Raw genomic sequence first — 14,170 nt, 5'->3', positions numbered from 1 at the left:
CCCTCGTTCATATCCGTTGTGCGCGGTGGAGGAGGGTGTGCAGTGCGTAGGGCCGTAGCGCGGCTCGGGCGGCGTTCGCTCCGGGAGCTCCGTGGACTCCTCCGCCGGGGTGAGCGGCCGCTGAGGCGAGGTAGAGGCCCTTGAGGGGGGTCTCGGGTCGGCCTGTGCCGGGGACAGGGCGGAAGACGGCCTGTTGGTGCAGGGCGGCGGTGCCGTTGTTGATGGCGCCGTTGTGGAGGTTCTCGTTCATGGCCTGGAGGGTGGTGGGGGCCAGGATCCGGCGGGCGAGGATCCGGGTACGGAAGCCGGGCGCGAACCGCTCCACCTGGGCCTCGATGCGGTCCGCCATCGCTTCCTGTTCGCGGGCGTCCCAGCGGCCGGTGATGCGGTCGGGGCCGGCGTCGGAGGTGATGTGCTGTGGGACGTGGGTGTAGGCCCACGCCGATTCCGTGCCGACGGGTGAGCGGCTGGGATCCGCCGTGGTCATCTGTCCGAACAGGGCGAACGGCTCGTCGGGGACATGTCCCATGGCGATCTGCGAGGCGAACCGGGTCAGGCTGTCCATGCCGTCGGCCACGTGGACCGTGCCCGCGTCGGCGGCTTGCGGGGCCGTCCACGGCACCGGGCCGGTCAGCGCCCAATCGACCTTGAAGGTCGCGAAATCCCACTGGAAGCGTTCCAGGTCCCGTAGGAGGCGGGACGGAAGGTGTTCCTCGCCCACAAGCTCCCGGTACAGCGCAGGCGCCGACGTGTCCGCGAGCACGGCGCGCCGCGCGCTGACGGTCTCGCCGCCGGCCGTCCTGACGCCCACCGCCCTACCACCCCGTACGACGACGGACACGGCGCGCTCCCCACAGCGCAGGACGCCGCCACGGTGCCGAAGGCGGCTCACGAGCGCCGCGGTCAGGGCACCGGCCCCGCCGACGGGGACCGGGAAGCCGTGGCTCTGTCCGACCATCGACATCAGCCAGCCGAATCCGCCGCTGCCCACCGCCTCGGGAGCCAGGTCGGCGTGCAGGGCGTTCCCGGCCAGCAGAAGCCGTCCGCCCTCGCCCCGGAACTCCTCGTCGCCCAGGCGGCGCACCGGCAGGGCCAGCTTCCGGGCCAGCCGCAGTCCGCCCGCGGCCCGGACCTTCGCCGCCAGACGGAGCCCGGAGCGGACCGGCGGGAACGGCGTGAACATGGCCTGCACCAGGTCCCGCCCGATACGGCTCCACACTTCGTACATGTCCCGCCAGGTATCACCGTCACCCGACGCGAACTCCTCCAGCCCGGATGCGGTCTCCTGCACGCGACGCTCCAGCACGGCGCACCTCCCGTCCCTGAGCGGGTGGGCCAGCACGCGCGGGGCGTGGCTCCATCGCAGTCCCTCCGCCGCAAGATCGAGGCAGGCGAGGACCGGCGACACGGCAGCCAGCGGGTAGAAGGCGCTGAAGAGATCGGATACGTAGTCGGGATGGACACCGCGGTCACTGCGCACGGCGCCGCCGGGCTCCTGCTGAGCCTCCAGGACTTCCACGCCCCACCCGGCGTCCGCCAGCAGGTTGGCAGCCACCAGCCCATTGGGTCCGGCACCGATCACCACCGCGTCAGGCATGGCGAGCCCCGGCGTGATCCTTTCCGACGGGATCCTGTTCCACGAGTCTGGCCAGGCGGGTCAGCATGCCGCGGTGCCGTAGCTGGAACACCGCCTCACTCGCGGCGTTGTGGAGGGGGCCTCCCAGGCCGCGCAGGGGGTGCTCGTCACAGATGACGAGGGTTTCCTCCTCGCCCCACGGCCGGAGCTGGAGGAAGATCCTCGCAGTGCCCAGCGGCTTGAACGAAGCTTCCAGTTCCAGCTCGCTTCCGGATTCCTGGTGACGGACCGTCGTCACCCCGTCGGCCGACCAGGGACCCAGCCGCAGGGTGTAGCGGAGCCTGGATCCGACAGCGGGCCAGGTCCGGTCGAGCGGGATGGACCTGGTGGGCCCTACCACCCACTCTCCGTAACGAGTCGGGTCGGCCAGCACCGCCCATACCGCGTGCGGGGGACGCCGGATCAGCTGATGACGGACGGCCACGGAGGAGCCCCTTCTGTGGGTGGCGGACGAGGTGTCGCACAGCCGCGTCAAGCTGCACTCGGAGCGCCTGCCTGTGTACGTACCGGCGCTCGCACAGGGCTGGAACACTCGGGCACGGCTGACGTCTTCATCCGCCATGCGGTGTCACGGCCATGGTGCGCGTACTCGAATGCCCTCGCATCTCACCCAGGCCGGAGGAGAGTGCCGCGCGGCGCCCACCTGAAACCGGGCAGGACAGCCGATCATCCGTACCAGCTGCGAGGAAGCAGCGACGTTGAGCCGCGAAGCAAGCGCTGACGCTTGGGTGGCCCCATCATCGCTGACCTGGTCATACGCCGTTCGAGCAGCAGCCCTGCCCGGGCTGAAGGAACCGCTGCTGACCGTGTTGCCCGCAAAGACCTGGGGCGTGTATCGAAAGTGCCTGGTTGTGGCTCTGTGGCCTGTGTTTCTATTCCGGAGTGAACATCAAGAGCTCCGGGGTGCCTGATGCGAGGCCGAGCCTCTGCGTCCGGCAGAGGGCTGATGGCGATGTTGAGGAGTGTGTGCGTCCTCGCGGAGGTCCATCGGTTTGACGGCTATCCGGTGAACTGGCCCGATCAGCCCGGCGAGTGGCTGTCACGCGGTCCTCTGCTGGGCTCCTGGGTTGCCGACCTCGAAGGCCGCCTGGTCGGGCATGTCAGTTTGTCGCACGTCGGCGAAGGCGATCTGGCCCCGACGTTGTGGAGCGAGCGGAACGGGGCGACGCGGGCCATGGCCGCCGTGGTCGGGAGACTGTTCGTTGCCCCGCAGGCGAGGGGACATCGGATCGGTGCACTGCTGATCGGCCAAGCAGTGGAGGAAGCACGGCGTCGTGGCCTGCATCCGGTGCTCGACGTCGTCACATCCGATACTGCCGCGGCAGCCTTGTACGAGCGGCTGGGCTGGGAGCTGATGGCTACAGTCGAGCAGCAATGGAGCCCGCATCAGACGGTCGCCATCCGCTGCTACGCAGCTCCATCGTGACGTGGCCAGGCCGAACTGCTCACGCTGAGCCCTGCGTCGCCGGAAGAGAGCCAGGGCCAGGGCGATCAACACGACGACCACCGCGACGGAGAGAATTTCGGCGAGCAGCGGCCCAGGGCCGTCGGGGCGCGGGGCCGGACAGGCCGAGGTCGGCATGCCTCCAGAGGGTCTGTCCCACAGACGACGTTTGACGCGGCTGCTCGGGGTCACGCGCCTTGTGGGTGCCGAGAGGGCCACCGAAACCGACGCCGGCTTGTCTGCCCGATGTGCGGCGCGTGTCGGCGAGGGCGCGGCGCCACCGTACCGGCCGGCGCTCCGGCGGGTGCCCGTCCCGCATGACGACTGCGAGACGACTGCGAAACCCGACGACAGGAGGAGCGTCATGGCAGAGATCCACACCGCCACCACAACCCACTCGGGCGCTCCGGTGAAGTTCTACACCAGCGAAGGCAATTACGACATGGTCGGCAACAATACGCCGATCTTCTTCGTAAAGGATCCGATGAAGTTCCAGCACTTCATCCGGTCCCAGAAGCGCCGCAAACCCGAGAGAGGAGAACCTCATGCACACCCCCGGTGAAAACAACAGACCTCCGGCCGACGACAAGACGCGACAACGGTCCGCGGAGCAGCGGAATGTCACCGCCCCCACACCGCGAGATGTCCGGGACAAGGCCAAGGATGAGGACGAGCCCGAGGTCCCGACCGGAGACGCCTCTTGACCGTCGGTCGCCTGACCGCCGGTTGCCGCTTCTCGAGCACCCGCGTTCTTGGCCACGCGGGACGGCATGACGGAAAGGCCGCCGGCATGCGGCGGCTTTTCCGTTCGCCCGCGCCTTCGGGGTCGGCCGTCACCGGGTAGCCCGCCGTCGGCACACCCTTCCAGCCTGCGGCCGCCGAGCACATCCATGTGACTCATCAGCCGTTGCTGCCGCAGCGGAGCGCACGGCGGGGCAGCACGAGTTCAGAGGGCCACTACCCGCCCACCAGACTCGGCCAGCCACAGCTGCTACTGCGTCGGCGACGACCGGCTGGGCTCCACCTCATGATCCTCCACGACCGCATGTCCGACCTGTGCGCCAGCTACGGCCTGACCATGGAGGACCTCAACCTGGACCTCGGCCCGCTGGGAACGGTTTTACTGCCCCATATGGGGTACTCGAAATGGGTGCACGATTTTCCACGGGCGTAGGAGAGTGAACGATAATGGCCGGAGAGCAAAAGGCAAAGGGCAAGATGGAAGAGGCCACGGGAAAGGCCAAGGAGACGGTCGGCCGTACCGTGGGCAACGAGCGGATGGCGGCCGAAGGGCAGGCCAAGAAATCGAAGGGTGCGGCCCGTCAGGCCAAGGAGAAGACGAAGGACGTTTTCAAGCACTGACAAGGCAGATGCTGAGCGGGATCTCATTTCGGGGATCCCGCTCCTTTGTGCCATCGAGCCTCGGTGGGGTCCCGTAATGTCACCAACGGTGACGTCGACCGGCGACCGCCGGACCGCCAAACACTCATCGCCCGCCCTGTAATCAACCATCCGCGAACGACAACATGATCGGCGAAGGCAACATGCACGCACGGACGGCCGTACTGACATCCGGTCTTCCATGTCGCCGACTGTGACACCGCGGTCGCCGAGGGCACCGAGGTGTCCGATGACCTACGACGAGGGGCTGGCCGAGCGGATCCGCGTGGGGGTACCGCCCGCGCGAGCGCAGCCGAGCGTGGGGGAGGCTCGGGAGGAGCCGCCGTAGGGAGAGAGAGGCCTGCAGCGGATCCATCAGGACATCCTCAAGGAGGATGCCCTGGCTCCGTGACCCGTACGGACCGTGCCTCGGTCGACTACCCCGGGTATGCGGGGTAGTCGACGTAGCCGTGGGCGTCGCCGCCGTAGAAGGTGGCGGGGTCGGGGTCCGTCAGCGGGAGCCCGTCGCGCAGGCGCCGCGGCAGGTCGGGGTTGGAGACGAACAGTCGGCCGAAGGAGACTAGGCCGCCGGCGTCCTGCCGGAGGACGGCGCGTGCGCTCTCCGCTCCCACCGGGGTCCTGCGGTCCGAGGCGTCGACCGTGCCGCCCTCTCCCAGGAGCAGCGCGCGGCGCTCGGCATGTCGCGGATGGCCATCCTGTTCCGGGCGGTGCAGGCGGTGATCGCGGCCACGTCCAACGGACCGGTGAGCCTCGACGAACTGGCCGCGCGCTACGGCTCGGACAAGTGGGGTGCCCTGCGCTTCTACACCCCGCACTACGCGAACCACTTCGGTCCGCTGCGCCACGAGCCGGTCCGCATCCTGGAGATCGGCATCGGCGGGTACGACTCGGAGACGCTGGGCGCGAGTCGCTCTACATGTGGCAGCGGTACTTCCCGCGCGGCCTGGTCTACGGTCTCGGCATCTTCGCCAAGCCCGGTGTGACGGGTCCCCGCATCCGGGCCGTGGTCGGCGACCAGAACGGCCCGGCGTTCCTGCGTGAACTCGCCGAGCAGGAGGAGCCGTTCGATATCGTGGACGACGGCAGCCACGTGAACGAGCACGTTCGCGCCAGTTACGAGACCCTGTTCCCCTATGTGCGGCCCGGCGGCTTCTACGTCATCGAGGACCTGCACACCGCGTACTGGCCGGAGTCCGGCGGCGAGATGCCGCCGGGGTCGTCGGCGACCACGACCGGTCCGCTCAAAGATCTGATCGACGACCTGCACCGCTGCGAGCTCGCCGAGGACGACGAACTGCCCGCCGGAAACCACCCGTCCGACATCTCGATCTACCACAATCCGGCAGTCCTCAGAAAGGGGATCGCCCACGAGCGGTGCATTCCCGCTTGAGTCCAGCAGCGCGCGGACCAATGGGTTCACCCCGGCCGGAAGTGATCGGTCGAGCAACCAGGAATCGCGGTAACCGTGGTACACCGCACCGCAGTTGCCGCCCCCCTGCCCTGACATGAAAGACGCACGTGCAGATGAGTGAGCCCAAACGAGTGAGCTTCGGCCTCAAGACCACCCCCATGCATGTCGATTACGACGACATCCTGCGGGTGTGGCTCGAGGCGGACGAGATTCCCGAGATCGAGCACGCCTGGCTGTGGGACCACATGCTGCCCCTGGCCGGCCCGAAGGACGGCAAGATCTACGAGGGCTGGACGCTTCTGGCCGCGCTGGCCGCGCAGACGCGGCGCCTGCGGCTCGGACTTCTGGTCACCAGCAACCGCATCCGCCAGCCGGCGGTGCTCGGCAAGATCGCCACCACCGTCGACGTGGTGTCTCGGGGCCGGCTGGTGATGGGCCTCGGCGTGGGTGGGACGCACCAGCCCACGGGCGCCGGCGGCATCGCCGGTGACAACCCGGCCATCGCCGAGTACGAGGCGTACGGGCTCACCCTGGTGCCGCCGCGTGAGGGCATCGAGCGGCTGGAGGAGACCGTCACGATTCTGAAGCGGATGTGGACCGAGAAGGAGTTCGACTTCGAGGGCCGCTACTACACGCTGAAGGGCAACCGCAACGAGCCCAAGCCCGTCCAGCCGTCGGGTCCGCCGCTACTCATCGGCGGCTGGGGCAACAAGACGCTGCGGCTCGTGGCGGAGCACGCCGACATCTGGAACATCCCCGGCCCGCCGCACAACCAGATCGACTACATCACCGAACGCTCCCGCGTCCTGGACGAGCACTGCGCGGCCATCGGGCGGGACCCGTCGGAGATCAGCAGGTCCGTCCAGGTAGTCATGTCCTACGACAACATCGAGACCTCCCGCCGGCAGGTGCTCGAACTCATCCACGCCGGCCTCGACCACATCGTCCTGAGCCTGCCCCGCGGCTACCCGCAGGGCGTCGCCCAGTGGCTGACGGACGAGATCATCAAACCGGTACGGGCGGAACTCCCGGACATGTAGCGCCACTTCGTCACTCCGGGCCCGGCCTGCTGAAGCAGGCCGGGCAGGAGCCGGCCCGCCGACCTCGCCGAGCACGCCCACGTCAGCGAGCGGCAGCTCAGCCGGATCTTCAGGACCGAACTCGGCATGACCCCCGCGGTCTACGTCGAGTCCGCCCGCGTCGAGGCGGCGCGCAACCGGCTCGAGACGACGGACGACACCCTCGAACGCGTCGCGTCCGCCTGCGGTTTCCACACCGTCGACACGCTCATCCGCGCGTTCCACCGCTGGCTCGACACGACACCGACGGAGTACCGGAGCCGGTTCCGGCACTCCGACCGGTACCCCGGTACGTCACCCGGCCGGCACCGGGACCCGGTCCCGCCACGGGATGCGGGTGGCGGCCAGGGTGACGATCAGCGCCGAGGCCGCGACCGTGGCCATGCCCAGGGTCAGACCGCCCGCGCCCGCGACGAAGCCGATCACGGCGGGGCCGGCCAGCAGTCCCGTCGTCCCCATCGCGGCGACCAGGGACAGCGCGTCCGAGCCGCGTTCGGCGGCGGCGACGTACACGCACGGCGTCACGGTGGCCGCGCCGAGTCCGACGCAGGCGAATCCGAGCAGGGTGGGCACCACCCCGCCGGCCGGCAGGGCCAGGGCCAGGCCGAGGCCGGCCACGGCGCTGCCGGTGCGCACCACGCGTCCGTCGCCCCAGCGGCTGCGCCAGCGGTCCGCGCGCACCCGGGCGAGCAGCATCATGACCGAGACGACCGCGATGCCCAGCGGCGCCACCGTCGAGGAGGCCTTGACGACGTCCCGCATGTAAAGCGTCGACCAGTCGTTCATGGCGCCCTCGGTGATGGTGCCGAACGCCATGGCGCAGCCCATCAGCAGGGTCTTTCCGGACGGCAGGGTCAGGCGTGCGCGCTGTTTCGGTGCCTTCTCCGGGTCGGCGGGACCGGCGTCCGGGTGCGGGAGGAGGCCCGGGCGCCCGTAGCCCAGCAGGAGCAGCAACAGTACGGCGGCCACCGCGAAGTGGGCCGGAACGGACGCCGTGGCTGCGGTGATGCCGGAGGCCAGCAGGGCGGCGGCGAGCAGGCCCGCGCTGAACGTGGCGTGCAGCTGGGACATGGCGGTGCGGCCGTACGCCGTCTCCAGGGCGGCGCCCTGGGCGTTCATGGCCACGTTCAGGCAGCCGACGGCGACACCGTCACCGCAGATGACCAGCAGGGCGAGCGGGTAGGTCGGCACCACCGAGAGGGCCGCCAGCAGCGCCACCAGGCACAGGGCGGAGGCGAGGGACAGCCGCCGGGAGCCGAGTCTGCGCATCAGGACGGCGACGAGCGGGAAGGAGGCCGCCGCGCCCGCGCCGCAGGCCATCAGCAGCAGCCCGAGTTCCCCTGCGTCCAGGTCCAGCCTGGTCTTCAGGGCGGGCAGCCGGGCGGCCCAGGTGGCGTACTGGAAGCCGAGGAAGCAGAACAGCGCCGCGATCGCCCACTTGGCGCGGCGGAAGTCGGAGTTCTCCATCAGCTCGCCTCCCGGTAGGCGGCCACCCGGGCCGACATGTACACCGCGTCGCTGCCGTAGCTCGACGGCAGCCGGGCCTCGCGGTGCGCCCGGTAGCCGTTGGCCCGCCAGAAGGGCTCCTTGCCGCCGACCGCGATCAGCGACATGGTCCGGAAGCCGCGGGCGCCGGCCGCGTCCGTCAGGTGGCGCACCAGCCGGCTGCCCAGACCCCTGCGCCGCAGGGGCGCGCTGATGACGAGGTCGTGCAGGTGGAGGTTGGCCGAGTGGTGGGCCACGCGCTCGGGCCGGGTCAGGTCCGGGTAGCGGAACATGGGGTACGGCAGGGCCAGGACGTAGCCCGCGATCCGGCCGTCGAGGTCCAGGACGAAGCAGGTGCCTGCCGCGGCGCGGGACCGCAGCGCGGCCTCGCCCTCCGTCAGCGCGGTGTCCGCGTACGCCCCGGCCTCCAGGGCGGCGACCTGGGGCCAGTCGGCCTCGGCGATGCCCCGTACGAGGTCTCTCATCTCAGTGTTGTCCTTCCGGGCCGCGGGTGCAGACGCACGGCAGCGGGCGGATGCCGTTGAAGCCCTGGGTCGTGTAGCTGGTGGCGTAGGCGCCGGCGGACAGGATCCAGACCGGGTCGCCGGAGACGAGGTCCCGCGGGACGCGCACCGGGTGCCGGCCGCCGCCGTAGGCGTCGTCGCTGTCGCAGGTCGGGCCCGCGACGACGGCAAAGACGTACTCGTCGTCGCCCTCCGATTCGTCCTCGTCGGCCTGGGTGGGGAAGACCAGCCGGTAGCTCAACTGGTCCATCTCGTAGAGGCCGTTGAACTTTCCGACGCTCAGGTACAGCCAGCGGGCGTGCGTCCCGTCCGGCTGTGCTCGGCCGGTCAGCCGGTACACGTGCGCGCGGACCGCACCGTGGTCGGCGACCAGGTGCCGCCCCGGTTCCAGGACGAAGTCGAGCGGGGCGGCGCTGAGGCCGCTCAGGCGCTCCATGCCCTCCCGGATCACGGCGAAGATCTTGTCCAGGGGCGGTTCGAGGGGGTTGCCGTAGCGGTCGAGGTAGCCGAGCGCGGGCAGGCCGCCGCCGAGGTTGACGTGCTCCGGTACGATCCCCAGCCCGTCCAGCGTCACCAGCACCTCGGCGATGGAGTCGAGGGCCTGCTGCCAGGCCTCGCCGGTCAGCTGCTGGGATCCGACGTGCACGGACAGGCCGGCCGGGACGAGTCCGGACGCGCGAGCCGTGGTCAGGACCTCGACCGCGTCCTCGGCCGAGCAGCCGAACTTGCGGCTCAGGCCCCACAGGGCGCCGTCCCCGCTGGTGGCGAGGCGGCAGAACACCCGGGCGCCGGGGGCGTGTTCGGCGATCGCCCGGACGTCCTGCACGCTGTCGGTGGCGAAGGTGCGCACGCCCAGCCGGTGGGCCGCGGCGATGTCCGTGTCGGACTTGACGGTGTTGCCGTAGTGGATCCGGTCCACGGGCACGCCGGTGTGCAGGGCCTGGACGATCTCGGCGGGGCCGGCCGCGTCGAAGCCGGCGCCCCGGCGTGCGAGGCACCGCAGCACCTCGTCCACGGGGCAGGCCTTCAGGGCGAAGCGGACCTGGACGCCGGGCAGTTCGGCCAGCAGCCGGTCGTACTGGGCCTCGATGCCGTCGAGGTCGTAGACGATGCGGTCCGCCGGGGCGGCGGCCAGTGCGGCGGCCAGCCGCGGGCTGATCTCCACGCTCACCAGCCCTCGTGTCCGGCCGCCTCGACCAGGTGCGGCCAGGCCTCGGTCAGCAGGGCGAAGTCCTCGATGTCCCGGCAGGCCTCGGCCAGCAGCTGCGGGCGGCGCCCGGCCAGTCGCTCGGCGAACTCCTCGTAGCGGCCGCCCAGTTTGCGGTAGGCGGTGTCGACGCGGTCCAGGCGCCACACGTTCTCGGCGCGGTCCAGGGCGGTGCTCTCGCGCAGGAACTCCACGATCCGGTCGGCCCGTACGTGCTGCCGGTCGTCGAGGAGCCGGGCGCCCTCGGCGGTCATCCGGTCGTAGACGTGGTGGAAGTAGTGCATCGACAGCAGGAACTTCACGAACCGGGTCTGGTAGGCCAGGAAGCCCGCGTCGGTACGGCGTTCGGGGGTGTAGAAGTTCTCGATGTGCCGGTTGTGCAGGATGCCGGGCAGCGTGGCGTCGTGGACGAGGTGGATGAGGAAGTAGTCGCTGCCGATGGTGTCGGTGGCCGGGGGCAGCGGGATCCGCTCGTACACGTCGCGGTGGAAGGCGATGTTGCACATGTCGACCCGCATCGGGTCCACGAGGGTCAGTGTGGCGTGGTCGCCGGTGAAGGGGGCCGTGCCCGCTCCGGTGAAGGACTCCTCGACCAGCTGCCGCCGGTCCTGCGGCGACGCGTCGGCGGGCGCCCACAGGCCGACCACGTCGTGGTAGACGCCCTCGTCCAGGCGCCGTATCTCGGCTATGTCGACGGAGAGTTCACCGATGAAGGAGGCACCGGCCAGCGACACCGGACGCTCCGCGTGGGCCGGGTCGAGGTCCGTGCGGGTGACGGAGGCCGAGGCCTCCCCGGCGGGCCTGCCCAGCCACGGGAGTTCGTGGTGGACGGGGAAGACCGGCTGCCTGTCCAGGAGTTGGTAGGTGCTGTCGGAGTCCCTGCGGTGCACCGAGTGGCAGCCGAGGGCGGTGGCCAGCAGGAAGGCGCGGTCGGTGCAGGAGCCGTAGGAGACACCGTCGGGGAGCAGGAGGGTCGACATCCGGTCCGGCTCTGCCAGGCCGGCCCGCCGGATCACCCGGCGCAGGAAGTCGCGCTGCGGGTCCTCGCCGAGGTGGTGCACGGTGACGTTCGCCGCCGGGGGCAGTGCCGCCACGACGCGGGCGTGCTCGGCGCGGGTGAGGTCGTAGGAGGAGTCGAGGATCAGGAGCTGGACGTCCGCGCCGAACTGCTCGGCGGCGTAGGCGGCTTCCCGGTGGATCGCGGTGATGGTGGCGGAGCAGGCCCGGTTGGTGGGCAGGCACAGGCAGATCCGGTTCACCGTGCCGCCCAGGAGTCGAGGCCCAGCAGCTTGCGGCCCAGGTCGTCCAGTTCGGCGGGGCCGTACCGGAGGGCCTCCGGCCTGCGCGCGTCGCCGAGCAGCGTGCCGTTCCAGTCGGGGGTGCCGAGCGTGCGCCAGGACTCGACGCGCGACCTCCGCAGCTCCGTGTGCTCCTCCAGGGCGGGCATCATCGACAGGTACTGGACGGCCCGGACAGTGCCCGCGGAGTGGTTCGGTGCCACGCCGTGCGCCAGCAGCCCGTTGAAGATCAGCAGGTCGCCGGCCTGGAGGTCGGGGCGGACCACGGGGAACTCGGCGCGGTCGATCGCAGGCCGGATCGGGTCGCGGCCGGCCGGCTGGGCGACGCGCCACTCCTCGAAGCGGCGGAACAACTCCGGTGCGCACTGGAAGCCGCCGAGTTCGGCACGGGTGTCGTTGAGGGCGATGATGCCCTGGACCCGCTGCGGCAACACGGCGAGGGTGGTGTCGACGTCCCAGTGCAGCTCGATGTCGAAGCCCTCGTCGGTCGGCTCGATCAGGGAGCGGGAACGGGTGCGGATGTTGGGCGGGTTGAGGTTGAGCCGGTCCAGGGTGACCCACAGCTCCTCGCAGTCCCACACGTCCACGAAGGCGTCGTAGACGCGCTGTGCCTGGCGGCTGTCCCAGAGCAGCTGGTGCTGGTACGCCTCCACGAAGCCGTAGATGAACAGGTGCTGGTCGAGTTCGGAGCGGAACTCCGGTTCCTCGTACCAGGTTTCGGGACGGTCGGGGTCGAGGCCCTGGAAGTCCCAGGCGAATTCGAGCAGGCTCTTCGCCTCGCCGGGGGTGATGGCCTCCCGGACGACGACATAGCCGTACGTCTGCCAGAAGGCGAAGTCCTCCTCGGACAGCACCCGCAGGGGCCGGGACTTCTCCAGGTCGCGCAGGGGTGTCGGGGCGAGGTACGTCTCGCCGTCCGCGCTGAAGTAGGGGCGGCCGGACGCCGCTCGGTGGAGATAGGGGGTGGGCTTGTGCATGCCGTCCCTCCGTGGTGATCGAACTGAAGCGCCCCCCAAGCTGGACTAGACCAATTGGGGGTGTCAACGATTACCGGTCGGTACCCCCGTCAAAGTGCCGCCCAACTGCCGCACATCTGCCGCCGGTTGAGCAAAGCAAAGGCCGACACCGGACAGGTTTCCGGTGTCGGCCCGAGCGGGTGACGGTGGGGTTCAGCCCGCGACGACCGCCTCGGCCGCGGCGATCCCGCAGACGCGGGACGCGCCGTGGGTGGCGATGTGCAGGGCGCCGCGCGGCGGGGCCTGCGGTACGCCCATCTCGACCACGACGGTGTCCGGCCGGGCGGCGAGCAGCGCGTCGAGGGCGGAGCCCATCCAGGTGTGCCGGTGCTCGTCACGGAGCACGGCGACGACCCGGCGGCCGGCCGCGGCCGCGAGGGCCTCGCGGCCCGCGTCGGGCCCGCTGAAGGAGCCGGCCGTGCTGCCCGGCAGCAGCCGCAGCAGCTCGGCGGCCACACCCCAGGGGGTCTCGTCGCCGACGGCGATGTTCGGGGCCGGGTTGAACTGGGCGACGTGGACCGGCTCGGTGAGCGGCGCGGCCGAGCCGTGACGGGTCACCGTGAGGGCTCGGCGGGCGGCGACGAGCCCGATCTCCGGTTCGGGTACGACGGTTTCGGCGTCCTTCCTGGTCTCGGCCGTCCACCGCGCCAGTGCCCGCACCCGGGCGGCCGCGTCGGCCAGGCGCTCCTCGGGCAGCTCGCCGGAGCGTACGGCGGCCACGAGCGCGTCCCGCAGCTTCAGCACGGTCGCCTCGTCGCACAGGCCGCCGCCGACGCAGATCGCGTCCGCGCCCGCCGCGATCGCGAGGACCACGCCGTGCTCCAGGCCGTACGTCCCGGAGATGGCGCGCATCTCCATGCCGTCCGTGACGATCAGGCCCTGGTAGCCGAGTTCACCGCGCAGCAACTCGGTGAGGATGCGCCGGGAGAGGGTGCCGGGGCGCTCCGGGTCGAGGGCGGGGACGAGGATGTGCGCGCTCATCACGGCCCGGGTGCCGGCCGCGATGGCGGCGCGGAAGGGCGGCAGTTCACGCGCGTACAGCGTCTCCGCGTCCACGTCGATCCGCGGGACGGCGTGATGGGAGTCGACGTTGGTGTCGCCGTGCCCGGGGAAGTGCTTGGTGCACGCGGCGACGCCGGTGGACTGCAGGCCCTCGACCCAGGCGGCGGTGTGCCGGGCCACCAGCGCGGTGTCCGCGCCGAAGGAGCGCACGCCGATGACGGGGTTGTCGGGGTTGGCGTTGACGTCGGCGGAGGGCGCCCAGTCGAAGTTGACGCCGCAGGCGGCCAGCCGCCGGCCCAGCTCGCGGGCCACGCCCCGGGTGAGGGCGGGGTCGTCGACGGCGCCGAGGGCGTGGTTGCCGGGGAAGGAGGAGCCGGTGCGCACGTCCAGGCGGGTGACGTCGCCGCTCTCCTCGTCGATGGCCACCAGCAGGTCGTCCCGCTCGGCGCGCAGCTCGGCGGTCAGTGCGGTGACCTGCTCCTCGGTGACGACGTTGCGGCCGAACAGGGCGACGGAGGCGAGGCCTTCGCCGAGGCGGCGGCGCACCCAGTCCGGCGCGGTGGTGCCGTCGAATCCCGGCTGCAGCACCGCGAGGGCGTCGCGGGTCAGGGTGTCACCCGCGGCGGAGCCGCTGTCGGATGCAGAAGTGGAGAGCGTTGTCATCGGC

13 protein-coding genes and 4 pseudogenes are annotated in these 14,170 nt (G+C 70.9%); 8 read left to right on the top strand and 9 right to left on the bottom strand.

Annotated features, from left to right (window positions below):
- Window positions 1-7: 7 nt before the first annotated feature.
- Window positions 8-1,597: a phytoene desaturase family protein gene (locus ACFY3C_RS24815; protein WP_390772273.1), complete on the bottom strand. Its 1,590-nt coding sequence runs from the start codon at window positions 1,595-1,597 to the stop codon at window positions 8-10.
- The gene (locus ACFY3C_RS24810; RefSeq protein ID WP_390772272.1) at window positions 1,590-2,060 is read right to left on the bottom strand and encodes an SRPBCC family protein; all 471 of its coding nucleotides are present in this window, start codon (window positions 2,058-2,060) and stop codon (window positions 1,590-1,592) included. The genes ACFY3C_RS24815 and ACFY3C_RS24810 overlap by 8 nt, the downstream gene beginning before the upstream one ends.
- 458 nt (window positions 2,061-2,518) lie before the next feature.
- Here ACFY3C_RS24810 and ACFY3C_RS24805 point away from each other — a divergent pair.
- The 4 genes and pseudogenes from ACFY3C_RS24805 (at window position 2,519) to ACFY3C_RS24790 (ending at window position 4,442) form a co-directional block, all read left to right on the top strand.
- A pseudogene (locus ACFY3C_RS24805) lies at window positions 2,519-3,062 on the top strand (GNAT family N-acetyltransferase).
- Window positions 3,063-3,480: 418 nt separating this feature from the next.
- A pseudogene (locus tag ACFY3C_RS24800) lies at window positions 3,481-3,627 on the top strand (catalase); the annotation flags it as partial.
- Window positions 3,628-4,095: 468 nt separating this feature from the next.
- Window positions 4,096-4,254 (top strand): annotated as a pseudogene (gvpK, locus tag ACFY3C_RS24795) (gas vesicle protein GvpK); the annotation flags it as partial.
- Window positions 4,255-4,268: 14 nt separating this feature from the next.
- Window positions 4,269-4,442, top strand: coding sequence for a CsbD family protein (locus ACFY3C_RS24790; RefSeq protein WP_386575705.1), 174 nt, complete (start codon window positions 4,269-4,271; stop codon window positions 4,440-4,442).
- Window positions 4,443-4,897: 455 nt separating this feature from the next.
- On the opposite strand, the gene ACFY3C_RS24785 is transcribed toward ACFY3C_RS24790, so the two are convergent.
- A complete protein-coding gene (locus tag ACFY3C_RS24785; RefSeq protein ID WP_390772271.1) occupies window positions 4,898-5,092 on the bottom strand; it encodes a hypothetical protein in 195 nt (64 codons plus the stop codon).
- Window positions 5,093-5,167: 75 nt separating this feature from the next.
- Here ACFY3C_RS24785 and ACFY3C_RS24780 point away from each other — a divergent pair, with 75 nt between their 5' ends.
- The 4 genes and pseudogenes from ACFY3C_RS24780 to ACFY3C_RS24765 all read left to right on the top strand — a co-directional run.
- On the top strand, window positions 5,168-5,464 hold the full coding sequence (locus ACFY3C_RS24780) for a hypothetical protein (protein WP_390772270.1): 297 nt from the start codon (window positions 5,168-5,170) through the stop codon (window positions 5,462-5,464).
- Window positions 5,398-5,871 carry a hypothetical protein gene (locus ACFY3C_RS24775; RefSeq protein ID WP_390772269.1) on the top strand — a complete coding sequence of 158 codons (474 nt, stop codon included), beginning with the start codon at window positions 5,398-5,400 and terminating at the stop codon, window positions 5,869-5,871. Before ACFY3C_RS24780 ends, ACFY3C_RS24775 begins: the two co-directional genes overlap by 67 nt.
- Window positions 5,872-6,005: 134 nt before the next feature.
- Window positions 6,006-6,932: an LLM class flavin-dependent oxidoreductase gene (locus tag ACFY3C_RS24770; protein WP_386575708.1), complete on the top strand. Its 927-nt coding sequence runs from the start codon at window positions 6,006-6,008 to the stop codon at window positions 6,930-6,932.
- A 57-nt stretch (window positions 6,933-6,989) separates the two neighbouring features.
- Window positions 6,990-7,241, top strand: a pseudogene (locus ACFY3C_RS24765) (helix-turn-helix domain-containing protein); the annotation flags it as partial.
- Window positions 7,242-7,265: 24 nt separating this feature from the next.
- On the opposite strand, the gene ACFY3C_RS24760 reads toward ACFY3C_RS24765, so the two are convergent.
- From ACFY3C_RS24760 to ACFY3C_RS24735, 6 genes are all read right to left on the bottom strand, one after another.
- Window positions 7,266-8,438 carry an MFS transporter gene (locus ACFY3C_RS24760; RefSeq protein ID WP_390772268.1) on the bottom strand — a complete coding sequence of 391 codons (1,173 nt, stop codon included), beginning with the start codon at window positions 8,436-8,438 and terminating at the stop codon, window positions 7,266-7,268.
- Window positions 8,438-8,941 carry a GNAT family N-acetyltransferase gene (locus ACFY3C_RS24755; protein ID WP_390772267.1) on the bottom strand — a complete coding sequence of 168 codons (504 nt, stop codon included), beginning with the start codon at window positions 8,939-8,941 and terminating at the stop codon, window positions 8,438-8,440. The genes ACFY3C_RS24760 and ACFY3C_RS24755 overlap by 1 nt, the downstream gene beginning before the upstream one ends.
- Window position 8,942: 1 nt before the next feature.
- Window positions 8,943-10,151: a type III PLP-dependent enzyme gene (locus ACFY3C_RS24750; protein ID WP_390772266.1), complete on the bottom strand. Its 1,209-nt coding sequence runs from the start codon at window positions 10,149-10,151 to the stop codon at window positions 8,943-8,945.
- Window positions 10,148-11,446 (bottom strand): DUF6271 family protein, encoded by a 1,299-nt coding sequence (locus ACFY3C_RS24745; protein WP_390772265.1) that lies wholly within the window; start codon window positions 11,444-11,446, stop codon window positions 10,148-10,150. The genes ACFY3C_RS24750 and ACFY3C_RS24745 overlap by 4 nt, the downstream gene beginning before the upstream one ends.
- Window positions 11,443-12,462, bottom strand: a complete 1,020-nt coding sequence (locus ACFY3C_RS24740) for a phytanoyl-CoA dioxygenase family protein (RefSeq protein WP_390772264.1) — start codon at window positions 12,460-12,462, stop codon at window positions 11,443-11,445. The genes ACFY3C_RS24745 and ACFY3C_RS24740 overlap by 4 nt, the downstream gene beginning before the upstream one ends.
- A 192-nt stretch (window positions 12,463-12,654) precedes the next feature.
- Window positions 12,655-14,166 (bottom strand): glycoside hydrolase family 3 protein, encoded by a 1,512-nt coding sequence (locus tag ACFY3C_RS24735; protein ID WP_390772263.1) that lies wholly within the window; start codon window positions 14,164-14,166, stop codon window positions 12,655-12,657.
- Window positions 14,167-14,170: the final 4 nt, after the last annotated feature.

This window comes from Streptomyces sp. NPDC001410 (genome assembly GCF_042895235.1).
Taxonomy (GTDB): domain Bacteria; phylum Actinomycetota; class Actinomycetes; order Streptomycetales; family Streptomycetaceae; genus Streptomyces.
The sequence above is the reverse complement of the archived record's forward strand: the minus strand, read 5'-3'. Positions and strand labels throughout refer to the sequence as shown.

What these genes read in the sequence shown, in the direction of transcription:
- ACFY3C_RS24740 (WP_390772264.1), bottom strand. Translation starts at nt 12,462, where the DNA reads ATGCACAAGCCCACCCCCTATCTCCACCGAGCGGCGTCCGGCCGCCCC.
- ACFY3C_RS24760 (WP_390772268.1), bottom strand. Translation starts at nt 8,438, where the DNA reads ATGGAGAACTCCGACTTCCGCCGCGCCAAGTGGGCGATCGCGGCGCTG.
- ACFY3C_RS24755 (WP_390772267.1), bottom strand. Translation starts at nt 8,941, where the DNA reads ATGAGAGACCTCGTACGGGGCATCGCCGAGGCCGACTGGCCCCAGGTC.
- ACFY3C_RS24775 (WP_390772269.1), top strand. Translation starts at nt 5,398, where the DNA reads ATGTGGCAGCGGTACTTCCCGCGCGGCCTGGTCTACGGTCTCGGCATC.
- ACFY3C_RS24735 (WP_390772263.1), bottom strand. Translation starts at nt 14,166, where the DNA reads ATGACAACGCTCTCCACTTCTGCATCCGACAGCGGCTCCGCCGCGGGT.
- ACFY3C_RS24790 (WP_386575705.1), top strand. Translation starts at nt 4,269, where the DNA reads ATGGCCGGAGAGCAAAAGGCAAAGGGCAAGATGGAAGAGGCCACGGGA.
- ACFY3C_RS24815 (WP_390772273.1), bottom strand. Translation starts at nt 1,597, where the DNA reads ATGCCTGACGCGGTGGTGATCGGTGCCGGACCCAATGGGCTGGTGGCT.
- ACFY3C_RS24770 (WP_386575708.1), top strand. Translation starts at nt 6,006, where the DNA reads ATGAGTGAGCCCAAACGAGTGAGCTTCGGCCTCAAGACCACCCCCATG.
- ACFY3C_RS24780 (WP_390772270.1), top strand. Translation starts at nt 5,168, where the DNA reads ATGGCCATCCTGTTCCGGGCGGTGCAGGCGGTGATCGCGGCCACGTCC.